Origin of the sequence: Mesorhizobium sp. M0633, assembly GCF_040320645.1 — a bacterium.
Taxonomy (GTDB): Bacteria; Pseudomonadota; Alphaproteobacteria; order Rhizobiales; family Rhizobiaceae; genus Mesorhizobium.
The window spans coordinates 86,663-108,693 of the sequence record NZ_JAMYQC010000008.1 but is presented as its reverse complement, the minus strand read 5'-3'; the positions used below and the strand labels follow the sequence as shown (position 1 = coordinate 108,693).

Below are 22,031 nucleotides of genomic sequence, written 5' to 3'. Positions count from 1 at the left end.
ATGCCCTAAAAGGGACTTGCCATGCGGCGCTTTCCGACCCTTCTCACCTGGCTCGCCTTTCCGGTCTATGTCTGGCAAGGACTTGGCGTGCGTCGCCGCACCGCCCGCATGCTGCCGGCACAAGGTCCGGTCATGCACGAGATATCTGGCCTGGCGCCAGCAATCTCGGTTCTGGTGCTTGGCGATTCCTCCGCCGCCTCGGTAGGCATCGGCAATTCCGAAAACGGATTGGCCGCGCAACTGGCAGTTCTGATTGCGCAACGCACCGGCCGCACCGTGCGCTGGCGGGCGGCCGGCTTCAACTCGGCAACCTCTGGCCAGATCCGCGATCATGTGCTGCCCAATCTATCGGCCGATCCGTGGACGCATATCGTGCTGGCCATCGGTACCAACGACACCAAGAATTTTCATTCGGTACCGCGCTTCAAGCGCGAGTTTGGCGGCCTGCTCTACGCGCTGCGCGCCAAATGGCCGGAAGCGCGCGTCGTGTGGTCGCCGGTGCTGGAGTTCACCCGGGCTCCGGCAATGCCGCCGCTGCTCGGCAAGATCCTCGAAATCCGCGCCGTCGAAATGAACCGGATGGGCGAGCGCCTTTGCCTCGAACGCGGCGCCATACCGGCGCCCCGGCTGCCGATCACGGATGCCGATGCCGGCTTCGCATCGGATGGATTTCACGCTTCGGAAGCCGGCTACCGAGCCTGGGCGGAACATCTGGTCAGCCTGGTGCTCGCCAACGAACCGGGCGTCGCGTAGCGGGCCGCCCGCACTACGTCCAGTGCCCGAGCACCGCCGTAATCGAAATCGCCGCCATCGCCAGCAGCGCCAGCTTCCAGAAATCGCTGCGCCGCTTCAGCCCGGGCCAGCCGAGCGGCTTGATGAGCTGGATGACCATCATGAGGATGATGACGAGCGCGAGAAGTTTCGACATGCAGCCTTTGATCAGCATCGCGGCTGGCTGTCAAAGCGGCTCCGGGATCGCCGGCTTCCACTGCGGCAAGCCTCTTTTCAGCACTGCCTTGTCACTTCGATGGATAAATCGGAACGCCGGTCATGAGAGCCGCACCCTCCTGACAGACTGCTGTCAGCAGGGGTGTGCGATAGTGCCTGCATCGAAAGAGAGGAGACCAGCCATGAACGGTATTACCATTCTGCGTAGCGTGCAGCACTATGTCGGCAAGATCCGGACGATCCGCAATGAGATCCGCACCCAGCGATTCATGAACACCCTGCCGGCGGACATCCGCAAGGATATTGGTTGGCCGGACATGTATGGCGACCGCCGCAATGGCGGCAATTGAGGCAAGCTTTCTGCGTGGCGTTTGGATGCGACCTGGCGACGAGCTGAAATGGGCATGCTGAAGCCTCCTGACAGTATGGTGTCAGGAGGCTCGTGCCATAGTGCGATGGCCGCCGGAGCCGGATGGCCGAGAGGACGATCGATGAAAAGCTGGAACGACAGGCTGAACACGCCTGGCATCAACGGCATAAGACCGTCGCCACGCACCATCGGCGACGTCGTCGAAGGCCAGCCGATGCTGGTTCCTACAGCTCGCCAGGTCCATGCATTCATCCGCTCCATCCCCGAAGGCATGGACATGAATATCCGCGCTTTGCGCACCGCTCTCGCCATCGAGCACGATGCCGAGATGACATGTCCGGTCACCATCGGCTATCATCTGCGCACCGTCGCCGAGGCCGCCAACGAGGATCTTGAGCGTGGTATGGCGCTGGGCGACGTTGCGCCGTTCTGGCGGGTGGTCGACGCAAACACGCCGACAACGAGGAAATTGTCCTTCGGCGCGGCCTTCGTCGCCGCGCAGCGCAAGCGCGAAGGGCTGGAACGATAGACGCCGAGGGACCATACGATGCGCCGCGCCGACAGGCTCTTCCAGATCGTGCAGCATCTGCGTGGTGGTCGTCTGGTCACCGCTCAGAAGCTGGGCACGTGGCTCGAGGTTTCCGAGCGGACGATCTATCGCGACATCGCAGACCTGCAGTCGACCGGCGTGCCGATCGACGGCGAGGCCGGTGTCGGGTACATGATGAGGGAGGGTTTCGACCTTCCGCCGCTGATGTTCACGCGTGACGAGATCGTCGCGCTGGTCGCCGGCGCCCGCATGGTGCGCGCGTTTGGTGGCGCGGCCATGGCGCGAGCCGCCGACGAGGCGCTGGTCAAGATAGGCGCCGTGTTGCCCGACGCCGAAAAGGACCGCATCGCCCGTACCGAGATCCACACGCCGATGTGGGTGGTAAGCGATGCCGCCCGCGAAGCCATCGACCTGATCGAGCGGTCCATCGAGAAACGTCAGGTGCTGACCATCGACTATTCGGATGAGGCCGGCCGCAGCACCGCGCGCGACATCCGCCCGCTCGGCCTGTGGTTCTGGGGCAAGGTGTGGACCTTGGTCGCCTGGTGTGAGATGCGCGGCGATTTCCGCGCCTTCCGCATCGACCGCATCGCCTCGGTGGTCATCGCCGGCCGCACCTTCAAGCCGGAGCGCGGCAAGCAGCTCGCCGATTTCTATCGCGCGGTGGAGCGCAGCGAGGATTACGGCATGGCGCCGGACCGGGCGGCGCGAAGCTGACACGGAAGATCACAAAAAAGCCCGCTTGAAAGCGGTTTTGGATGCCAGACCTACTCCTCTTCGTCGGCGTCCTTGTCCTTCGACTTCAGCGCCGAAAGCTTGGCGAAGACGGCGTTGGCGTCAAGTTCGCGGTCCTCGTCCTTCGGCTTTTCGGGCGCCGGCACCAGCCGTTCGGTCAAGGCGGCCGGCAGCAGCGTATCGCCGACCGGCTGCGCCTGCTCGCGGCCGCGCGAGGCGCGGTTGATTTCCATATCGAGGTCGATCTGCGACGTCAGGCCGAGCGTCACCGGATCCATCGGCTGGAGATTGGCGGAGTTCCAGTGCTTTCTGTCGCGGATCTGGTCGATCGTCGACTTCGTTGTGCCGACAAGGCGGGCAATCTGCGCATCCTTGAGCTCGGGATGGTTGCGCACCAGCCAGAGGATGGCGTTGGGCCGGTCCTGGCGCTTCGACAGCGGCGTGTAGCGCGGACCCTTGCGTTTGGATTCCGGCACCCGCACCTTGGGATCGGAGAGCTTCAGCCGGTGGTTGGCGTCCTTCTCGGCGCGCGCGATCTCGTCGCGAGTGAGCTGGCCGGTCATGATCGGGTCCATGCCCTTGATGCCTTGCGCCGACTCGCCGTCGGCGATCGCCTTGACCTCAAGCGGATGCAGTCCGCAGAACTGCGCGATCTGCTCGAAGGAAAGCGCTGTGTTGTCAACCAGCCAGACGGCGGTCGCCTTTGGCATCAGCAGCGTATTGGCCATTACAAAAATCCTTCTCGTTCGCCCGCGTTCCCGCGCGGGCGGTGGTTTAGAGCCACCAAAATGGGAAAATCGCGGTCTATATAACCGCTCGCTCGCCGTTTCGCAATGTTTTTGGCAGGCGCGCGTCAAGGACGGCACGGCAGCGCGACCAGCAGACCGCGAAGGTCGGCAGATGACGCCATACAGTCGAAAGCTTCAAAAAGACAAAGCCCGCCAGACCAAGGTCGGGCGGGCTCGGAACCGGCGACGGAAATCCGTCTGCTGCGGCTCTGGCTTCTAAAGCTTGATCCCGAACCGCGGCTCGGCGTTGCCGAAAAGCAGCGCCCGGTCTTCGAGCGGGATCGTGCTCGAGATCAAAGCCCTTTGCGGGCGATTCTCTCGATGTCGCCGCGGTTGATGCCGAGGTCGTTGAGCTGACGAGCATTCAGCCGGTTCAGTTCGCGCACGGTTTCGTTGTACATGCGCCAGTTACGGAAAGCGCGGATCGGGTTCATGATAGTCCTCCATCGTTTTGATGCCGCGTAAATAGGCATCGGCGATGAAAAATTGAACAGACGCTTTTGCATGGCCGCAATGCGTTTGTTGCATTGCACCATTAAGCTTTCGTTCAGCCTGTTTGCGGGCCGTCAGGCGACATCGAGCACAATCTTGCCGATGTGCTCACCCTCCTCCATCCGCTCATGCGCCCGCCACGCTTCCTTGAGCGGGAAGATCGTATCCATCACCGGCGCAACCTTGCGCGTGCCGAGCAGCGGCCAAACCTGCGCCTCCAGCGCAGCCGCAACTGCCGCCTTGAACTCCACGGTGCGTGGCCTGAGCAGCGATCCTGTGTGCACGAGCCGCTTGGCCATGATCTTGAAGAAATCGGCGCTCGCCACCGTCCCGCCCTGCGTCGCGATCTGGACGATGCGGCCTTCCATGGCTGCAGCCTCATAGTTTCGCGCCACATAGTCGCCGCCGACCATGTCGAGGATGACATTGGCACCCTTGCCGCCGGTTGCCTCCTTGACTGCGGCGACGAAGTCCTCCTCGCGGTAGTTGATCGCCCGGTCGGCGCCGAGCTTGAGGCAGGCGTCGCATTTCTCCTTGTTGCCGGCGGTGGTGACGACATAGGCGCCGAAAGCGGCAGCAAGCTGGATCGCCGTGGTGCCGATACCCGACGAGCCGCCATGCACGAGCAGGGTCTCGCCGCTCTTCAGGCCGCCGCGCTCGAAGACATTGTGCCAAACAGTGAAGTAGTTTTCCGGCAGCGCCGCCGCTTCGGTGTAGGTAAAGCCGGCGGGCAGCGGCAGCACGCTGCCGGCGTGCACTCTGACATATTCGGCATAGCCGCCGCCCGCCGTCAGCGCACAGACCCGGTCGCCGACGCGCCAGCGCGATATCTCGTCACCAAGGGCAGCGACTTCGCCTGCTGCTTCCAGGCCCGGCAGATCCGACGCTCCCGGCGGTGGCGGATAGGCGCCCTTGCGCTGTTGCACGTCCGGCCGGTTGACGCCGGCGGCCCGCACCCGGATCAGGATCTCGCCGGGACCGGGAACCGGTACGTCGCGGGTTTCCGGTTTCAGCACCCGCGGCCCGCCCGGTTCCGATATGGCGATCGCCATCATCTTCGCCGGAATTTTCTGTGCGTTCGCCATGAATTTTCCCGTCGTGCTCCGCCGGTTTCTCGTGCCAGCTCTTGCCCGCCATTTGCATCCATACCCTTGCCCTATGTATGCTCATTGGCAAATCAGGCAAATGGGCAATCACGGAGGAGCGACGATGGCGATCTTCGACGACGAACCCAAGAAGAAAGCGCGCCCGCACGAGATCGGGCAGGATCTGTCGCTGCTTTCCGTCGACGAATTGTCCGAACGGATCGGCATCCTGCGCGACGAGATCGCCCGGCTGGAAGCCGAGCTCAAGACCAAGGGCTCGACCAAGTCGGCGGCAGAGGCGCTGTTTCGCCGCGGGTAGTTACTGCGGGTAATGCCAAAAGCTCGGGCACGCCCCGAAAAGCCCGAATGCCGCTGTCTGCAGACTTGTGCCCTAAACCCCAGCCGGATTGAAAAATGTTCGCAAGCTACAGACCGATCCTCTCGCTGCTGCGCGGCACCGCGTTCCTGTTGGCGGCATCCGGACTGCACGGTCTGCTGTTGCCGCTGCGCGGCCAGGTGGAGGGCTTCTCGACGGCATCGCTCGGCCTGATGGGCACGGCTTGGGCCGGCGGCTTCGTCACCGGCTGCTTCTTTGCGCCACGCATCGTGCGCCGCGCCGGTCATGTCAGGGCTTTCGGCGCCTTTGCCGCATCGGGAGCGATCGTCGCACTGCTCACCGGCCTGATCATCGACGAATATACCTGGATCCTGCTGCGCGCCTTCACCGGCTTCACCATGGCCGGCGCCTTCATGGTCATCGAAAGCTGGCTCAACGAGAAGGCCACCAACGAAAACCGCGGCACCGTCTTCGGCCTCTACATGATGGTCACCTATGCCTCGATCATGGGCGGTCAGATGATCGTTGCCGGCGGCGATGTGAGATCGGCGTCGCTGTTCATGATCACCGGCATTCTGTTCTGCCTGTCGCTGATCCCGACGGCGGTCTCGACGGCGTCTCACCCCAAGCCGCTGCAGGACGTGTCGCTTGACGTCAAGGGGCTCTACGTCAATTCGCCGGTGTCGGCGATCGCTTGCGTGCTGATCGGCATCGCCAACGGCGCCTGGGGTACACTTGGTGCCGTCTATGGAGCGCGCATCGGCATCTCGACAGCCGAGATCGCGCTGATGATGAGCCTCGTGGTCATCGCTGGTGCCGCCATGCAGCTTCCGGCCGGGCGGCTCTCCGACACGACGGACCGTCGTTTCGTGCTGGCGGGCGCGGCCTTCGGTGCTGCGCTGTTTGCCATCGCCATCTTCCTGTTCGAACCGCGCTCCGGCATCTTCGTCATCGTCTGCACCGCCGCCTACGGCGCCTTCGCCTACACGCTCTATTCGATCGCGGTGGCGCATGCCAATGACCATGCGCGATCGGAGGACTTCGTCAAAGTGTCGGGCGGCCTGCTGCTGCTTTATGGCTTCGGCACGATGATCGGTCCGCTGGTGGCCGCCGGCCTGATGGGCTGGATGCGCCCTGAGGGGCTGTTCCTGGCCACTGCGCTCGCGCATCTCAGCCTGGCTGGCTATACGCTGCTGCGCATCAGCCGTCGCGCGCCGGTGCCGATCGAAGGCCGCGATGCCTTCAAGACCCAGCCCGCCGATCGCTCGGTGACGCCGGAAGCGTTGCGGCTCGACCCGCGCAGAAAAGCTGAAGCCGACAGTTGAGATTCGAGGCGCTTTGCCCCACAAATAAGGCATGATGCTTTCCGACGCCTTCATGGCGATTGCCGATCCCAACCGGCGCCATCTCTTGGAAGAGCTCCGGCGCGGACCGAAGACCGTCAACGAATTGGCATCCGGCTTGCCGGTGTCCCGCCCGGCCGTTTCGCAGCACCTGAAGGTGCTGCTTGATGCGGGGTTGGTCAACGCCAAGCCGGAAGGCACCAGGCGCGTCTATACGGTCAGCAATGCCGGCTTCCTGAAGCTCAACATCTGGCTTGACCAGTTCTGGGATGCGGAGCAGCTCGGTTCACCCGGAAGCTGAGGGGCATCGTCAGCGCGTCGAGCAACTATGCAGCATCGGGCCTAGAGCAATTCCAGGAAAAGTGTGAAACGGTTTTCCGTACGGAATTGCGCAAAAACAAAGAGATAGAGCGGTTCGGCGTTTCCGTGAAACGATGAACCACTCTAGCCATTGTTGTAGGGGAAGAGCTTGAAATACGGCTGCGCTTCCTCGATCACACGGGCAACCGAGGGGCGTTGCAGCAACCGGTCGTGATAGCGCCTGACCGCAGGATATTCGTCTCCGAACGGCTCGACCTTGTTGGCGTAGAACAGCGCGGGGGCGGCAGCGCAGTCGGCCATGGTGAAGCTCGCACCCACCGCCCATGTCCTCGACTGCATGTCCTGTTCAATGATGGCGTAGGAGCTGCGCAGCTGGGCGCGGGCCTGCTCGACGCCGAACGGATCGGTCTTGCCCTCCGGCCGCAGCCGGTCGCCAACGATCTTCTGCATCGGTTCCTGGACGTAGAAGTCATAGAAGCGGTCGGCAAGCCGGGTCTGACGGGCGAGATCGAGATCGCCGGGGATCAGCTCGACCGGTCCGGGATAATACGCGTTGAGATATTCGATGACGATCGTCGATTCCGGCACGGTCCGGTCCAGCGCCTCATCGCGCAGCACCGGCATCTTGCCGGCCGGCCACAATTTCAGGAACGCCGCGCGCGACTGTTCGTTGCCGAGATCGACGACGACCGATGTGAATGGCGTGCCGTTCTCATAGAGCGCGATCAGCGGTTTCCAGCAGAAGGAGGCCAGCGGATGAAGATGCATCGTCAGGGACATTTTTGCTCCTATCTTTGGTGCTTCGTCTCGCGGGCATCCGGTGTCAAGGTTCGGCCCGCTGCTACGTGGCCCGGCTGTGGGCGACGATCGCATCGATGATCGCGGCCCAATCGTCGGGATGCAGCTCGTGGCCGCCGCCCTCGATCCGGACCAGTCTTGCACCGGCGACCGCGTCGGCAAGAGCGGCGCCATGCTCGGCTGGAAAGATCGGATCGTCGGTGCCGTGGATAACGAGGAGCGGAATCTTCATCTCGTGCAGCCGCCCCGTCCAGTCCTCGCCGCTCCGATCTTCGCCGCCCTTGAGCATGAAGTGATTGGTCGCGCTGAGAAAGCCGCCGGACCGGTCGTAGTCCTGTTCCACGAACGCTCTCGTCCGCGCCTCATCGAACGGATGCGCGGTGCCGGCGAGCGCACGCGCGTTTTTGACCATGAAATCGACCGCTTGGCCACGGTCAGACCAGTCGACCTTGGCGCCTTCGGCCGAATGTTTCCTATAGGCCTCGGTGGTTCCGGGCAAATGCGACGTATCGATGCCCAGGGGCGAGCTGCTGATCACCGTCAGCGAATTGACACGCGGCGGGTATTTCAACGCAACGAGCTGCGCGATCATACCGCCCATCGACATGCCGACCACGTGCGCCTTTCGGATTCCCTGGTCGTCAAGGACGCGGACGGCATCGTCCACCATGTCGTCGAATGTATAAGGCGGCTCGCCCGGCGCGTATTTGGTCGAACGGCCGGTATCGCGATTGTCATAGCGGATCACGAAGCGACCCTCGCCGGCCAGCTTCCGGCAAAACGCTTCGGGCCACCAAAGCATGGAAGCCATCGCGCCCATGATCAACAACACCGCCGGATGGGCCGGATCGCCGAACGTCTGGGATACGATTTCGGGGTGTTCGGCGTTTCTCATGACTTTCCTCCTTGGGCTGCAAATCCGATTGCAAGTTGCAATCAGTTGCACGATATTAAAACCGATACGATAGTGCAACCGGTTTTTGGAGATTCGCATGAACATCGATCGTCGGTCCGGATGCCCCATCAACCTGTCGCTCGAAGTGTTCGGTGACCGGTGGAGCCTGATCATCCTTCGCGACATCATCTTCGGCGGCAGACGCCACTTTCGCGAACTGCTCAACGGCTCGATGGAGGGCATCGCCTCCAACATCCTCGCCGACCGGCTGAAGCGGCTGATGGAGCTCGGCATGCTGACCAAGGCGGACGATCCCTCCCACAAGCAAAAGGCGATCTACAGCCTGACCGAAATGGCGATTACGCTGGTGCCGATCCTGGCGCATCTCGGCGCCTGGGGCCGCGTCTGGCTGCCGGTCAGCGAAGAGCTCTCTATCCGTGCCGAGCTTCTGGAAAAAGGCGGCCCGCCGATGTGGGATAAGTTCATGAACGAGTTGCGCCACGAGCATCTGGGTGCGTCTCCCGCCCCATCTGGACCCACCGTCCGCGCGACTTTGCAGGCCGGATACGATGCGGTAGTCGCCCGCAAGGCGGAGCGAGTCGGCTGCGATCCGGCGCCATGACCAACTTATTTTCCCAATTGCGGGCTGGCTCTGCTATCAAGGGACTGAAGATAATTTACGGATTGGATAACGCTCTTGGTCGAGAACTCTAAGGACACTGCCCGTGCGCGGGCCGATTTGCGTTTCAAGAAACAGGAAGAGGCAGCCACGGTTCGCCAGAAGGCGATGGCGGAATATGTCGCCGAGAGCGACGCTCGCCAAGCCAAGACCAACAAGCTGCGGGCGCTGCGCCTCGCCAAGGAAGCGGAAGACCTGGCCAATGCGCCTCCGGCCCCGGTGAAGAAGCCTCGCGCCAAGAAGAAATAGGCCGGCGCTCCCAGAATGCATGCTTCCTTTCGCACGCGAAACAGTTCACTCGGAGTCTGTTCTGCCGGTTGATAACTGGCGCGTTTAGGAGACGGCCATGACCGCACTGACGCTCGACAAAGCCCTTGAAATCATCGCCGCCGCCTTTGCCAAGGGTGCCGAGCTCAAGCTCAGGCCGCTTGGCGTCTCGGTGCTCGACGCCGGCGCCCATCTGGTCGCGTTCCAGCGTCAGGACGGCGCCTCTTTCCTGCGTCCGCAAATGTCGGCCGGCAAGGCCTATGGCGCGCTCGCTATCGGCATGGGCTCGCGCCGGGTGGAAGCTTTCGCCAAGGAGCGCCCGCATCTGATCGCCGGCGTCTCCGACGTGTCGGGCGGGCGCGTCCTGCCGGTCGTCGGCGGCGTGCTGATCCGCGACAACGCCGGCACGATCATCGGCGCCATCGGTATTTCCGGCGACACGTCCGACAATGATGAAACGGCAGCCATCGCCGGCGTCGAGGCGGCTGGCTTCACCGCTGACCCGGGCTGAGTCGGGATCCTTAACTCATATTGATGTCGCGGGTGGCCGACCGCATCGACACCGAAAAGCCGGCCAGCACGTCGATCAGCGCTATGACCATCAGTGTGAAGAAAACGGAATGGGCGGCGCCCTTCACCAGCAGGAACTCGACCAGATAGGCCACAAAGACGAAGGTCGACAAAAGATGGTCCATGATCGAGGCATTTGTCGTGCGCGTCGACTTCACCACTTCGACGAACAAGAAGATCAGTGCGATCAGCACGATGAGGTCGCCGAGGGTCATCGAGAACACGCCACCCGACATCATCCGGACCGAAAACATTTCGGTGGCCCACGGATCGTCGCCGCTGCCGAATATTCCCAGAAGCCCGAGATTGTAGAGGATGAAAGGCACGATCAGCAGCGGGATGGCACCGAACATGTGGCGGCTCCGGTTGGACTGATCTTTGTAGAGTGCGCCCGGCGTTCGCCGTCAAGAATTTTCGTGCGGCCGATAAACACGGACAAAGACGGCGTGAAACAACAATGTCAGGCCCGGCTGATACGATCAGTTGTCGCAAACGCAAAAAGACCGGCCAATGGCCGGTCGTTTCGCAACCCATAAACCGTCGAAAGCTCTCTCAGCTTTCCTTCGGCTCCAGAACCTGGCGACCGCGATACATGCCGGTCTTCAGGTCGATATGGTGCGGACGGCGCATCTCGCCGGAGTTCTTGTCCTCGACATAGGTCGGGGCCTTCAGTGCGTCGGCAGAACGGCGCATGCCGCGCTTCGACGGAGAGGTTTTTCGTTTCGGAACGGCCATGGATATGCTCCACTACATGGTCAAAACGCCCCGGCGGCCCTCGTGAAAGGGCCACATCAGGGGCCGGAATCTGAGAAAGTCGGGTGCCTATACACGCCCGACGGCGTTTTGGCCAGCGTCGCCGTGTTTTTTTTTGACACTATCGCAGGCAACCGACATAGGCGCCGGCGCGGCCGGCGCGCCGTTCGATCAACGCGGCAAGCCGCCTCAGTCCCGGCCCGGGCTTCGCCGGATTGCGCACGATCGGATTCGGCAAGGTGACGGCAAGCAGCGCTGCCTGCCGGCGCGACAGCTGTTTTGCCGAGACGCCGAAATGATGCTGGGCGGCGGCCTCGATGCCGTAGATGCCCGGTCCCCATTCGGCGATGTTGAGGTAGATCTCCATGATCCGCCGTTTCGACAGCACCGCATCGAAATAGACGGCCAGCGGCAGTTCCACGACCTTACGGACCGAGCCCAACGGCCGCGACCATAGATAAAGATTCTTTACCGTCTGCATGGTGATGGTCGAGGCGCCACGTGTCATCTCGCCGGCGAGCGCATCGTCGACGACGCCGCGCAACTCGCCCAGATCGACGCCGCGATGGAAACAGAACTGCCCGTCCTCCGACATGATGACCGAATATGCCAGCACCGGCGCGACATCGTCGATGGAAACCCAGCGCCGATCGTAGCCAGAAAACGTCGCCAGGTCCTTCAGCATCAATGTCGACACCGGATGCACGAATGTCGGCAGGTACAGGAAGGTCAGCACCACCGGCACCAGCGCCAGCACGACCGCGACGGCGATGCCGCGCCGGACCCAGCGTTGAAGACCGATGCGGCTGCCGCGTCTCGGTCTCGCCATGTCCAACCCTTCGGTTTCGTGATCGACGATCGGTTCCGCCAAGCCACCCAGTCCGCGCTACTCCCTGCCCCCGGCATAATGGCGCTTGGCTTCTTGCGCAACGTCTGAGTGTCGGCTACCGCTCCCGACCATGACGAAAGACGACCAAATGGCGTTCGAAGCTGCACTTATTGCCCGGGCAGTTCCGCTCGAGGCGCTGCTGAGGCGGTTGCTCGACGGACGGACGCTTTCGGGCGAGGTCGCGCGGCCCGAACGCCTGATGGCGGCAATGCGACATGGCGTGCTGAACGGCGGCAAACGACTGCGTCCCTTCCTGGTCATGGAAAGTGCTGCACTGTTTTCAGCCGACGGCGAGGCGGCGCTGCGCGTCGCGGCGGCGCTCGAATGCGTGCACTGCTATTCGCTCATCCATGACGATCTGCCGGCCATGGACGACGACGATTTGCGCCGCGGCCAGCCGACCGTGCACAGGGCTTTCGATGAGGCGACCGCCATTCTTGCGGGCGACGCCTTGCTGACACTTGCCTTCGACATCCTTGCCGACGAGGCGACAATGCTGCCGGCCGAGCGCAGGGCAACGCTGGTGCTGGCACTGGCCCGCGCCGCCGGGGCGGGAAGCATGGTCGGCGGCCAGATGCTCGATCTCGAAGCCGAACAAAGCCGGCCGGACGAGGCCGGCATCATCCGGCTTCAGGCGATGAAAACCGGTGCGCTGATCCGCTTTGCCTGCGAAGCGGGCGCTATCCTTGCCGGCGCGCCGTCGGGCGACCGCGAAAGGCTGGCCGAGTTCGGCTCGGCGATCGGGCTTGCCTTTCAGCTTGCCGACGATCTGCTCGACCTGACCGCCGACGCGCATCAGATGGGCAAGGCGACCGGCAAGGATGCCGCGGCCGGCAAGGCGACGCTGGTCGCGCTGCACGGACCGGACTGGGCGCGGGGCCAGCTCCATGGCCTCGTTGACCAGGCTCATGCGTTGCTCGAACCTTTTGGCGAGCAGGCTGCGCTTCTGAAACAAGCGGCGCAGTTCGTAGCGGCCCGCAACAATTAAGCGCGCCCCTATGGCGCGCCGGAGAATTGGCGACTGATCGGCCGGACGCCCTCGCAACCGGCCGATCGGGATCATTTCCGGCGATGTCGGACCACATGGACCCGCCACACCAGTTGCCGAGCCATTCTTCAGCCTCGCGGCAGGGTTCCGCGGCTCGGGTGGACAGCGGTCAGCCTTCGCCAGTTGTCTTTTCCACCACGGGCTGCGGAACCGGTTCCATCTCGGCCGCCGCCTCGACCGCCTGCGCCTCGGCCGGCTTGCGCCGGTTGCGGATGATGGCGGCGATGCGATCGCGGATTTCGCCGGCGCTGAGGAACACCGGAACGCGCGCCACCGGCGCGGTCGGCTCAAAGGACAGGCCAAGGCCGGTGATCCTGCCCTTGTCGTCGACGTCGCGGACGATCAGCTCGATCGGACCGAGCAGCACGCGGTCGGCGTATTCGGCGTGGCCGCCGAGCCGCGTAGTGACCAGGTCGCCAATGCTGAGCTTGCGTTCCGCTTCGGTCAGGCCCGGCGCGTAGGCGGTCTCCAGTTCCTCGGCGGGGCGTGACGGATCGACGGCGAAGGCCCCGAAGAAATCCGCGTCCTCGGGATCGACCACGGCACGGCTGGCGAACAGCTTGTCGAGCAGGCGCGGATAGCGGTCCGGCACGAAGATGTAGACATGGTCGCCGGCCGCGAGCCGGCCCATATCCTGGAAGCGCATCGAGCGTCCGTCGCGCAGCACCAGCGACGGCCGCGCCCAGCGCGGAATGCGTTCGCCGCGCGCCACCGGGCTGCCAGGTGCCACGCGGTAGGCGAGAAGCTCATGATGGGCGGAGCCCGGCAGTTCCAATTCGACCTTGTCGAGCGGTCCCAGGCGGGCCGGCACGATAAGGCCGAGACGGCGCGCCAGCGGCCCGACGGTCCATCCCTGGATGATCAGCGAGACCAGCACGATGATGAAGGCAGTGTTGAAGATGAGGCGGCCGTTCTCAAGACCGCCGAGCAGCGGCGTGATGGCAAGCAGGATCGACACGGCACCACGCAGGCCAACCCACGAGACGAAGGCGACTTCCGGGCGTGGCAGACGGAACGGCACCAGGCAGAGCCAGACGGCGATTGGCCGTGCCACAAATACCAGGAACAGGCCGAGCAGCACTGCCGGCACCAGGATCGCCGGAAATTGCGAAGGCGTCGCGAACAGGCCGAGGATCAGGAACATGATGATCTGCGCCAGCCACGACATGCCGTCCTGGAAGCGCTTGAGGATGGTGACGGCCCGGATATCGGAATTGCCGGCAATCAGGCCTGCGAGATAGACCGCCAGAAAGCCGGAGCCGCCGACGGCACCGGCGGCAGCGAACACCATAAGCGACAGCGTCAGCACGAAGATCGGCAGCAGGCCGTGATCGAGATTGAGGCGATCGACAAGGCGCACGATGGCCATGCCGCCGAGAATGCCGATGACCGCGCCGAGCCCCATGTTGACAAGGAAGCCGACGGCAAGATCGGTGACCAGCACCTTGGCCTCGGGGTGGGTATTGGCGGCGATGACCTCGACCAGCGTGATGGTCAGGAAGATGGCGATCGGGTCATTTGTGCCGGATTCCACCTCGAGCGTGGACCGCACGCGCTCGCGCAAATTGATCTCGCCGGCGCGCAGCAGGAAGAACACCGCCGCGGCGTCGGTCGAGGCGACGGCGGCACCGAGCAGGAAGGATTCCAGCCAGGTCAGGTCGAGCAGATAATAGGCGGCGGCGCCGAAGAGCCCGGTGGTCAAAAGGACGCCGAATGTGGCCAGCGACAGCGCCGGCCCGGCCGCCTGCCGCAAGGCGTTGAGCGGCGTGCCGAAGCCGGAATCGAAAAGGATGACCGCCAGCGCCAATGAGCCGGCAAAATAAGCAACTCGGGCATTGTCGAAATGAATGCCGAGACCGTCGGTTCCGGTGGCGAGGCCGATGCAGAGAAACAGCAGCAGGAGAGGGGCGCCGAAACGGAAGGCGATCAGGCTTGAAAACGCGGCGGCAACGACAAGTGCTGCGCCAACGAGCGTCACAAGATAGATACCATGCTCCATTCGTTGGTCGCCCCTAGTCGATATGCTCCGGCATCACGGGAGAGTGGGGCGAAGACATGGCCGCTGCAAGGCAGCAGCGTGGCTTTTTGCCCCACGCTGCCGATCGTCGAAAGTTTTGGCACCCCCGAGCAGCGGAGCGTGCCTCGGCGGTTCGTGCTGCAATGAAAAACGCCCGGACTGAGCCGGGCGTCTCCAGGTCGAGAAGCTGGCTCTCCGATCAGGCGATGGTCTTGCCGAAGGCGACGGCGGTATCGCCCATGCGGTTGGAAAAGCCCCACTCATTGTCGTACCACGACAGCACCGAAACGAAGTTGCCGTCCATGACCTTGGTCTGGTCGAGCGCCACGATCGAGGAATGCGGATCATGGTTGAAGTCGATCGAAACATTGGGGTGACGGGTAACGGCGAGGATGCCCTTCAGCTTGCCGTTCGAGGCGGCGATCACCGCGTCATTGATCTCCTGGACGGTGGTCGGCCGCTTGGCGATGAACTTGAAATCGACGAGCGAGACGTTCGGGGTCGGCACCCGGATGGAGATGCCGTCGAGCTTGCCCTTGAGTTCGGGCAGTACCAGGCCGATGGCCTTGGCAGCACCGGTCGAGGTCGGAATCTGCGACAGCGCGGCGGCGCGGGCGCGGTAGAGGTCCTTGTGCATGGTGTCCAGCGTCGGCTGGTCGCCGGTGTAGGAATGGATCGTCGTCATCATGCCCTTCTCGATGCCGACCGCCTCATTCAGCACGGCCGCCAGCGGCGCCAGGCAGTTGGTGGTGCAGGAGGCGTTCGAGATGACGATGTGGTCCTTGGTCAGCTTGTCGTGATTGATGCCATAGACGACGGTGAGATCGGCGCCCTCTGCCGGAGCGGAGACGAGAACGCGCTTGGCACCGGCGGTCAGATGGGCGACGGCCTTGTCGCGGGCGGTGAAGATGCCGGTGCATTCGAGCGCGATGTCGATGCCAAGCTCCTTCCAGGGCAGTTGTGTCGGATCCTTGATCGCGGTGACCTTGAATTTTTCCTTGCCGACGATGATCTGGTCGCCGTCAACCGTCACCTCGTGCGGAAAGCGGCCATGCACGCTGTCGAAGCGCAGCAGATGCGCGTTGGTCTCGACCGGGCCGAGATCGTTGACCGCGACGACGTCGATATCCTTGCGGCCGGATTCATGGATGGCGCGCAGGATGTTGCGGCCGATGCGGCCGAATCCGTTGATGGCAACTCTGACGGTCATTGTTCTCTCCCTGGGAGTTGGAGGCCGAAGATCAAGTCCGCAGCTTCATAACGGCGGACGGGCAAAGAATCCAGCCGCCGAGGCGTGGATTTAAATCGATTAGTGCTCCACCGCCCGGCAAAACCGCTATGCCAGCCTTTGCCGGGCGGGGCTCACTTTCATTTGCCATGCAGACGGGCTTCCGCCGCCTTCACCGTTGCCTCGGCTGTGATGCCGAAATGCGGGTAGAGCTGTTCGATGGTGCCGGAGGCGCCGAAGCCGGTCATGCCGACAAAGATGCCGTCGGTGCCGATGAAGTGATCCCAGCCCTGACGGATGCCGGCTTCGACGGCAATCTTGAGCGGCGCATTGCCGATCGTCCTGCTGCGATAGTCGGCGCTCTGCTTGTCGAACAATTCGAAGCACGGCACCGAGACGACGCGGGTCGCGTGGCCGTGCTTTTCCAAGGCCTCGCGGGCGGCCAGCGCGATCTCGACCTCGGAGCCCGAAGCGAAGATCGTCACCGCCGCCTCGCCACTGGCGGCGGCAAGTTCATAGGCGCCGCGGCTGGAGAGGTTTTCCGCAACGAAGTCGTTGCGTACCGTCGGCAGGTTCTGCCGGGTCAGCGCCAATGTCGAAGGCGTCTTTTCCGACTCAATGGCCAACTGCCAGCATTCCGCGGTTTCCACCGCGTCGGCCGGGCGGAAGACATTGTGGTTCGGAATGGCGCGAAGTGCTGCCAGATGCTCGACCGGCTGATGGGTCGGGCCGTCTTCGCCAAGGCCGATGGAATCATGGGTCATGACGAAGATCGAGCGGATGCCCATCAGCGAAGCAAGCCGCATCGCCGGACGGGCATAATCGGAAAAGCACATGAAAGTGCCGCCATAGGCGATAATGCCGCCATGCAATGTCAGCCCGTTGAGCGCGGCCGCCATGCCGTGCTCGCGAACGCCGTAATGAACGTAGCGCTGGCCGTAATCGTCGGCGGTGATGTTCTTGGTCTGGCTGGTCTTGGTGTTGTTGGAGCCGGTCAAATCGGCCGAGCCGCCGATGGTTTCGGGCACGGCGCCGTTGATGACCTCCAGCGCCATTTCCGACGACTTACGGGTGGCGACCTTCGGCTTGTCGGCGGCGAGCTTTTTCTTGTAATCGCCAATGACGGCGTCGAAGTTGGCCGGCAGCGTGCCACTGATGCGGCGTTCGAACTCTGCGCGCAATTGGGCATCAGCCTTGGCAAGGCGGCTTTCCCAGTCGGTGCGCGCCTTGACGCTGGTCCGCCCGGCGGTACGCCATGCGTCGAGGCTGTCGGCCGGGACCTCGAAGGGCGGCGAATCCCAGCCGAAGAATTTTCTGGCGCCGGCGATTTCCTCGGTGCCGAGCGGCGAGCCATGTGCCTTGTTGGTGCCGGCCTTGGTCGGTGCGCCGAAGCCGATCGTCGTCTTGCAGGCAATCATCGTCGGCTTGTCGGAGTGGCGGGCCGCTTCGATGGCATAGGCGATCGCTTCCGGGTCCTGGCCATCGATATGGCTGGCGTTCCAGCCGGACGCCTGGAAGCGGGCGACCTGGTCGGTGTTGTCGGCCAGCGACACCGGGCCATCGATCGAGATGTTGTTGTTATCCCAGAAGACGATCAGCTTGTTCAGCTTCAGATGTCCGGCAAGCGCGATGGCTTCCTGGGATACGCCTTCCATCAGGCAGCCGTCGCCGGCCAGCACATAGGTGTAGTGGTCGACGAGATCATTGCCGAAAGCGGCATTCATGATGCGCTCGCCGAGTGCGAAGCCGACCGAATTGGCAAGACCCTGGCCGAGTGGGCCTGTCGTCGTCTCGATGCCGGCGGCATGGCCGTATTCCGGGTGGCCCGCGGTCCTCGACCCCAATTGGCGGAACTGCTTGATCTGGTCGATGGTGATGTCTTCGTAGCCGGTCAGATAGAGCAGCGAGTAAAGCAGCATCGAGCCGTGGCCGGCCGACAGGATAAAGCGATCGCGGTCCGGCCAATGCGGGTTCTTCGGATCGTATTTGAGAAAGCGGGTGAACAGCACCGTGGCGATGTCGGCGCAGCCCATGGGCAATCCGGGATGGCCGGAGTTTGCCTTCTCCACAGCGTCCATGGCGAGAAAACGGATCGCATTGGCCATCCGGTCATGTTGTTCGCGCGAAGTCATGCTTCCTCCAAAATGGGGGTTTGGGCCTTGGGAAAGCCCTTGAAAAGGGTGCGCGACACATAGCAGGCGCGGCCTTTTAGTCAACAAATCGGTGTGCTTTTGCCGGTCTTGTGATGGCCATGCGCGACTTACATTAGCGTTAGCAGGGGACAGTCGCGACAGCTTTATTGACGTGCGGTTCACACGACGCGTAATGTTTCAGGGATAACGCGTTCTGAACGTGGATGATTCGGTGATGGGCAGGGCGCAGGACGAAAGCCATGACCGGGGAAACGACCCTCAAGGAAGTCATTGCCAGGCTGGGTAAGGCCATCGACGGGCTGGAAAACGCCGTCGCGGCCAAGCTCGAGCATGAGCGGGACTATTCGGAAGCCGAGGCCGAAGTGCAGCGGATGAACGCCGACCGCTCGCGGCTGGCGCAGGAGCTCGACAATTCCGAAGCTCGCGCCGAACGGCTGGAAGATGCCAACAAAGAAGTGTCGCGAAGGCTGGTGACAGCCATGGAAACCATCCGCGCGGTACTGGACAGGTAGGCTAATGGCACAAGTCACGGTTTCCATCGACGGCAAGCAGTATCGGATGGCCTGCGACGAGGGCCAGGAAGAGCATCTGATCGATCTTGCCGAGCGCTTCGACCGCTATGTTTCGCATCTGAAGGATTCTTTTGGCGAGATTGGCGACCAGCGGCTGACCGTGATGGCCGGCATCATGGTCATGGACGAGCTTTCGGAACTGCAAAAGCGGGTCAAGGGCATGGAAAGCGAAGTGCTGACGCTGCGCAAGACGCGCGACGACGCACTGACCAAGGCCGACAAGAACGATTCCGCGCTGACCGGGGCGCTCGGCGCGCTGGCCCAGCGCATGGAAGACCTGGCGACGACGCTGGCAGTGAACAAGGCCTGAGCCAGCGCAGCGAAAATTCCTGCGGCATTTGCCGAGAAGCAATGAAAATATTTCGCCGCCGGCCTTGATGCCGGCGCAACAGGCATTTGAAGGATGACGCCGGAGTGATAGAAAGGCAAAAGCAGCGCCGGTCAACGCCGGCTGCGATCTGCACTCACAGGGTAGGGACACGCCATGAGCCTTCGTATCAACGATATCGCACCGGACTTCACCGCTGAGACCACGCAAGGACCGATCAGCTTCCATGAATGGATCGGCGACGGCTGGGCAGTATTGTTCAGCCATCCGAAGAACTTTACGCCGGTTTGCACGACCGAACTCGGCACAATGGCCGGGCTCGAAGGCGAGTTCAGGAAGCGCAACGTCAAGATCATCGGCATCTCGGTCGATCCCGTCCAAAGCCATGAAAAGTGGCAGAACGACATCAAGACCGCGACCGGTCATTCGGTGAACTACCCGCTGATCGGCGACAAGGATCTCAAGGTCGCCAAGCTTTACGAGATGCTGCCGGCGGGTGCCGGCGAGAGCTCGGAAGGCCGCACGCCCGCCGACAATGCCACGGTGCGTTCGGTTTACGTCATCGGGCCCGACAAGAAGATCAAGCTGGTTCTCACCTATCCGATGACGACCGGCCGCAACTTCGACGAAATCCTGCGCGCCATCGATTCCATGCAGCTGACCGCCAAGCACCAGGTGGCGACGCCGGCGAACTGGAAGCAGGGCGAGGACGTCATCATCACCGCTGCCGTCTCGAATGAGGATGCCATCAAGCGCTTCGGCGCCTATGAGACGATCCTGCCATATCTCAGGAAAACCAAGCAGCCTTCCGCCTGAGCAGGCAGAGGCGGCACAGAGAGTTTTCGGTTTTCCTGGCCGTGTGAGCATGGGGTGCTTGACGATGCCTGGTTGACGGACAACCATGCCTTTAATTTGCCGTGGCAGAGAAAATCCTTCCTGCCGTGGTGAGGGGCGAAGGAGGCTGGATTGGACGCATTATCGGCCAGGTCGCAGGTCACCGGCTTCTATGACAAGCCGAGCGGGTCCGTCCAGTATGTGGTCGCCGACATGGCGACGCGCCGATGCGCCATCATCGATCCGGTGCTCGACTTCGACGAAAGGTCCGGTGCAACGGCAACGAAGAACGCCGACGCCCTGCTCGACTTCGTCAGGGAAAGCGGGCTGGAGGTCGAGTGGATCCTCGACACGCATCCGCATGCCGATCATTTCTCCGCCGCCCATTATCTGAGGGGGAGAACCGGAGCGCCGACGGCAATCGGCGAAAAGGTCATCGACGTCCAGAAATTGTGGAAGGTGATCTACAACTGGCCGGAATTCCCCGCCGACGGTTCGCAATGGGACAGGCTGTTCGCCGACGGCGCAACTTTTTCGGTCGGCGGCCTTCCGGCAAGAGTGCTGTTCTCGCCGGGCCATACGCTGGCCTCGATCACTTACGTCGTCGGCGACGCCGCCTTCATCCACGACACGCTGTTCATGCCGGACAGCGGCACCGCCAGGACGGACTTTCCCGGCGGCAGTGCCGAGCGGCTCTGGCACTCGATCGAGGACATCCTGGCGCTGCCGGACGAGACACGTCTGTTCGTCGGTCACGACTACCAGCCGGGCGATCGCGAAGCGCGCTGGGAAAGCACGGTCGCGGAGCAGAAAGCCGGCAACATCCATGTTGCCGGCTGCAAGACGGAAGCCGACTTCGTCGCGCTCCGCCAAGCCCGCGACAGGACGTTGCCGATGCCGCGGCTGATCCTGCACGCGCTGCAGGTCAATATGAATGGCGGACGCCTGCCGGAACCGGAATCCAACGGGCGGCGCTATCTGAAATTTCCGCTCGATTGCCTGTGAGGAGATGGGTCGCTGGCATTACAGTGCCATTCAAACTCGGCGCCGCCCTCATCGTTCTGCGATGGTCATCCAAGTTATTGATCCTGATTCGATTTTTGCGATGTTTGAATCCGAGAGGTCCATGCGGGAAGACGGTGGTGGCAGCCGGATGAGGAGCAGCGCAGACGCCAGCCAGTCCAGCGTCAGGGTTTTGTTCGGCGGGCTAAATGTTCATACGTGATTTGCCAAGGATCGCTCTCGGAAGATCTTTCCTCGCCGATCCAATGGAAGCTGGTGGCAGTGATCTCAGTGAAACGCCATCGAGTTTGCAGACCGCGCGAGTCATTGCCGAGCTGGACAATGTCCTTACCCTCGGCCCGGCCGATCTGGCGCGAGCGATCCTGGTTGAGCGGGTCGTTCCATATGATATGCCAGCCATCGATCCCAGGGTCGAAGATGCGCAAGGTCGTACCATACATCGTCGACGGCGCAGGGCGCTTGGGCCTGATCCAAACGTCCTGAATCGCGCGGCCTTCGAGCACCCAGCCAAAATGGCATTCGCCATCCCATTTTTGGATTGCGCCGTCGTCGAGGTAGTGGACCGAGTCCATTTCCCAGCTTCCAATTAGCCATCCATACAGGGCCATGTCTTTCGCTCGGTCGGCTGGCGGACCTTCGGATCCGAGAGCGGCCAGGAACGGAGAAATGGTCATCGTCACACTGCCTTTCGTTTTCAATAAACGAGCTCAACTGCCCGGAGCAGCCCCGGCGGCTCGTTGTCGCGCCGCCTGCCGCGAGCGCCGGGTTGTGGAATGCTGCGGTCGGCCCCGGAACATTGCCGCCACAGCTTGCAGCGTTACGGTTTTCAGGGCTTGGGGAAAATTGCGGTAATGCCGCTATCGATGCGATCGTCTGGGGAGGCCTGGCAAGGCTACTGAGCAGTTATGGCGACGGATCGGACATCCGCGAAGGCGCCGCGGCAACCCCGCTAATGCATGTCGCGCAAGAGTGTGCAGCGGTTTTGCGATAACGACATGAATAAAAACA

The 22,031-nt window shown here is 62.7% G+C and carries 28 protein-coding genes; 15 read left to right on the top strand and 13 right to left on the bottom strand.

The features are described 5' to 3' along the window. Nucleotides 1-21: 21 nt before the first annotated feature. Nucleotides 22-753 (top strand): SGNH/GDSL hydrolase family protein, encoded by a 732-nt coding sequence (locus NKI47_RS10940; protein ID WP_023678487.1) that lies wholly within the window; start codon nt 22-24, stop codon nt 751-753. A gap of 13 nt (nt 754-766) precedes the next feature. On the opposite strand, the gene NKI47_RS10935 is transcribed toward NKI47_RS10940, so the two are convergent. Continuing rightward, the gene (locus tag NKI47_RS10935) at nt 767-928 is read right to left on the bottom strand and encodes a hypothetical protein (RefSeq protein WP_352454847.1); all 162 of its coding nucleotides are present in this window, start codon (nt 926-928) and stop codon (nt 767-769) included. 202 nt (nt 929-1,130) lie between these two features. Here NKI47_RS10935 and NKI47_RS10930 point away from each other — a divergent pair, with 202 nt between their 5' ends. The 3 genes from NKI47_RS10930 (at nt 1,131) to NKI47_RS10920 (ending at nt 2,585) form a co-directional block, all read left to right on the top strand. Beyond that, complete coding sequence (locus NKI47_RS10930; protein WP_023678489.1) at nt 1,131-1,298, top strand: hypothetical protein; 168 nt, start codon at nt 1,131-1,133, stop codon at nt 1,296-1,298. A 141-nt stretch (nt 1,299-1,439) separates the two neighbouring features. Next, nucleotides 1,440-1,847, top strand: a complete 408-nt coding sequence (locus NKI47_RS10925) for a hypothetical protein (protein WP_023678490.1) — start codon at nt 1,440-1,442, stop codon at nt 1,845-1,847. An 18-nt stretch (nt 1,848-1,865) separates the two neighbouring features. Next, nucleotides 1,866-2,585 carry a helix-turn-helix transcriptional regulator gene (locus NKI47_RS10920; protein ID WP_023678491.1) on the top strand — a complete coding sequence of 240 codons (720 nt, stop codon included), beginning with the start codon at nt 1,866-1,868 and terminating at the stop codon, nt 2,583-2,585. 50 nt (nt 2,586-2,635) lie between these two features. Here the strand turns inward: NKI47_RS10920 and NKI47_RS10915 are convergent, their stop codons facing one another. The 3 genes from NKI47_RS10915 to NKI47_RS10905 form a co-directional block, all read right to left on the bottom strand. After that, nucleotides 2,636-3,331 carry a DUF1013 domain-containing protein gene (locus tag NKI47_RS10915; protein ID WP_023678492.1) on the bottom strand — a complete coding sequence of 232 codons (696 nt, stop codon included), beginning with the start codon at nt 3,329-3,331 and terminating at the stop codon, nt 2,636-2,638. A 353-nt stretch (nt 3,332-3,684) separates the two neighbouring features. Then, nucleotides 3,685-3,825, bottom strand: a complete 141-nt coding sequence (locus tag NKI47_RS10910) for a DUF1127 domain-containing protein (protein ID WP_023678493.1) — start codon at nt 3,823-3,825, stop codon at nt 3,685-3,687. A 132-nt stretch (nt 3,826-3,957) separates the two neighbouring features. Then, nucleotides 3,958-4,968, bottom strand: a complete 1,011-nt coding sequence (locus NKI47_RS10905; protein WP_036238914.1) for an NAD(P)H-quinone oxidoreductase — start codon at nt 4,966-4,968, stop codon at nt 3,958-3,960. A gap of 124 nt (nt 4,969-5,092) precedes the next feature. On the opposite strand from NKI47_RS10905, the gene NKI47_RS10900 reads away from it, so the two are divergent. From NKI47_RS10900 to NKI47_RS10890, 3 genes are all read left to right on the top strand, one after another. After that, nucleotides 5,093-5,287 (top strand): DUF1192 domain-containing protein, encoded by a 195-nt coding sequence (locus NKI47_RS10900; protein ID WP_023678495.1) that lies wholly within the window; start codon nt 5,093-5,095, stop codon nt 5,285-5,287. A gap of 95 nt (nt 5,288-5,382) precedes the next feature. Continuing rightward, nucleotides 5,383-6,630: an MFS transporter gene (locus tag NKI47_RS10895; protein ID WP_352589849.1), complete on the top strand. Its 1,248-nt coding sequence runs from the start codon at nt 5,383-5,385 to the stop codon at nt 6,628-6,630. A 31-nt stretch (nt 6,631-6,661) separates the two neighbouring features. After that, entirely contained in the window at nt 6,662-6,949 is a 288-nt protein-coding gene (locus NKI47_RS10890) for an ArsR/SmtB family transcription factor (protein ID WP_023678497.1), read from the top strand. 143 nt (nt 6,950-7,092) lie between these two features. On the opposite strand, the gene NKI47_RS10885 is transcribed toward NKI47_RS10890, so the two are convergent. Both NKI47_RS10885 and NKI47_RS10880 read right to left on the bottom strand, forming a co-directional pair. Further along, nucleotides 7,093-7,749 (bottom strand): glutathione S-transferase family protein, encoded by a 657-nt coding sequence (locus NKI47_RS10885; protein WP_352457946.1) that lies wholly within the window; start codon nt 7,747-7,749, stop codon nt 7,093-7,095. Nucleotides 7,750-7,810: 61 nt separating this feature from the next. Next, nucleotides 7,811-8,662, bottom strand: coding sequence for an alpha/beta fold hydrolase (locus NKI47_RS10880; RefSeq protein ID WP_352571983.1), 852 nt, complete (start codon nt 8,660-8,662; stop codon nt 7,811-7,813). 97 nt (nt 8,663-8,759) lie between these two features. On the opposite strand from NKI47_RS10880, the gene NKI47_RS10875 reads away from it, so the two are divergent. The 3 genes from NKI47_RS10875 to NKI47_RS10865 all read left to right on the top strand — a co-directional run bounded on the left by NKI47_RS10875 (nt 8,760) and on the right by NKI47_RS10865 (nt 10,119). Further along, nucleotides 8,760-9,284 (top strand): winged helix-turn-helix transcriptional regulator, encoded by a 525-nt coding sequence (locus NKI47_RS10875; RefSeq protein ID WP_352451127.1) that lies wholly within the window; start codon nt 8,760-8,762, stop codon nt 9,282-9,284. 75 nt (nt 9,285-9,359) lie between these two features. After that, a complete protein-coding gene (locus NKI47_RS10870; RefSeq protein ID WP_023678501.1) occupies nt 9,360-9,590 on the top strand; it encodes a hypothetical protein in 231 nt (76 codons plus the stop codon). Nucleotides 9,591-9,687: 97 nt separating this feature from the next. Continuing rightward, a complete protein-coding gene (locus tag NKI47_RS10865) occupies nt 9,688-10,119 on the top strand; it encodes a GlcG/HbpS family heme-binding protein (RefSeq protein ID WP_023678502.1) in 432 nt (143 codons plus the stop codon). Nucleotides 10,120-10,129: 10 nt separating this feature from the next. On the opposite strand, the gene NKI47_RS10860 is transcribed toward NKI47_RS10865, so the two are convergent. The 3 genes from NKI47_RS10860 to NKI47_RS10850 all read right to left on the bottom strand — a co-directional run bounded on the left by NKI47_RS10860 (nt 10,130) and on the right by NKI47_RS10850 (nt 11,811). Beyond that, on the bottom strand, nt 10,130-10,531 hold the full coding sequence (locus tag NKI47_RS10860) for a hypothetical protein (protein ID WP_023678503.1): 402 nt from the start codon (nt 10,529-10,531) through the stop codon (nt 10,130-10,132). A gap of 199 nt (nt 10,532-10,730) precedes the next feature. After that, nucleotides 10,731-10,913, bottom strand: a complete 183-nt coding sequence (gene rpmF, locus NKI47_RS10855) for a 50S ribosomal protein L32 (RefSeq protein WP_006203806.1) — start codon at nt 10,911-10,913, stop codon at nt 10,731-10,733. 139 nt (nt 10,914-11,052) lie between these two features. Further along, nucleotides 11,053-11,811 (bottom strand): biosynthetic peptidoglycan transglycosylase, encoded by a 759-nt coding sequence (locus NKI47_RS10850; RefSeq protein ID WP_031212144.1) that lies wholly within the window; start codon nt 11,809-11,811, stop codon nt 11,053-11,055. A 79-nt stretch (nt 11,812-11,890) separates the two neighbouring features. On the opposite strand from NKI47_RS10850, the gene NKI47_RS10845 reads away from it, so the two are divergent. Then, nucleotides 11,891-12,808: a polyprenyl synthetase family protein gene (locus tag NKI47_RS10845; RefSeq protein WP_352457948.1), complete on the top strand. Its 918-nt coding sequence runs from the start codon at nt 11,891-11,893 to the stop codon at nt 12,806-12,808. Between the two features lie 169 nt (nt 12,809-12,977). On the opposite strand, the gene NKI47_RS10840 is transcribed toward NKI47_RS10845, so the two are convergent. The 3 genes from NKI47_RS10840 to tkt all read right to left on the bottom strand — a co-directional run bounded on the left by NKI47_RS10840 (nt 12,978) and on the right by tkt (nt 18,245). Continuing rightward, nucleotides 12,978-14,867, bottom strand: a complete 1,890-nt coding sequence (locus NKI47_RS10840; RefSeq protein ID WP_352589844.1) for a potassium/proton antiporter — start codon at nt 14,865-14,867, stop codon at nt 12,978-12,980. Between the two features lie 217 nt (nt 14,868-15,084). Then, nucleotides 15,085-16,095, bottom strand: a complete 1,011-nt coding sequence (gap, locus tag NKI47_RS10835; RefSeq protein ID WP_023678507.1) for a type I glyceraldehyde-3-phosphate dehydrogenase — start codon at nt 16,093-16,095, stop codon at nt 15,085-15,087. Between the two features lie 158 nt (nt 16,096-16,253). Further along, nucleotides 16,254-18,245, bottom strand: a complete 1,992-nt coding sequence (gene tkt / locus NKI47_RS10830) for a transketolase (RefSeq protein WP_352589841.1) — start codon at nt 18,243-18,245, stop codon at nt 16,254-16,256. A 260-nt stretch (nt 18,246-18,505) separates the two neighbouring features. Between tkt and NKI47_RS10825 the strand changes: the two genes are divergently transcribed. The 4 genes from NKI47_RS10825 to NKI47_RS10810 all read left to right on the top strand — a co-directional run bounded on the left by NKI47_RS10825 (nt 18,506) and on the right by NKI47_RS10810 (nt 21,005). Beyond that, nucleotides 18,506-18,778 (top strand): DUF4164 domain-containing protein, encoded by a 273-nt coding sequence (locus NKI47_RS10825; protein WP_023678509.1) that lies wholly within the window; start codon nt 18,506-18,508, stop codon nt 18,776-18,778. A gap of 4 nt (nt 18,779-18,782) precedes the next feature. Beyond that, nucleotides 18,783-19,148, top strand: coding sequence for a cell division protein ZapA (locus NKI47_RS10820; RefSeq protein ID WP_023678510.1), 366 nt, complete (start codon nt 18,783-18,785; stop codon nt 19,146-19,148). A 174-nt stretch (nt 19,149-19,322) separates the two neighbouring features. Next, nucleotides 19,323-19,982 carry a peroxiredoxin gene (locus NKI47_RS10815; protein WP_023678511.1) on the top strand — a complete coding sequence of 220 codons (660 nt, stop codon included), beginning with the start codon at nt 19,323-19,325 and terminating at the stop codon, nt 19,980-19,982. Between the two features lie 150 nt (nt 19,983-20,132). Further along, nucleotides 20,133-21,005, top strand: a complete 873-nt coding sequence (locus NKI47_RS10810; protein ID WP_352589838.1) for an MBL fold metallo-hydrolase — start codon at nt 20,133-20,135, stop codon at nt 21,003-21,005. 182 nt (nt 21,006-21,187) lie between these two features. On the opposite strand, the gene NKI47_RS10805 is transcribed toward NKI47_RS10810, so the two are convergent. Next, the gene (locus tag NKI47_RS10805) at nt 21,188-21,721 is read right to left on the bottom strand and encodes a hypothetical protein (protein ID WP_352589835.1); all 534 of its coding nucleotides are present in this window, start codon (nt 21,719-21,721) and stop codon (nt 21,188-21,190) included. Nucleotides 21,722-22,031: the final 310 nt, after the last annotated feature.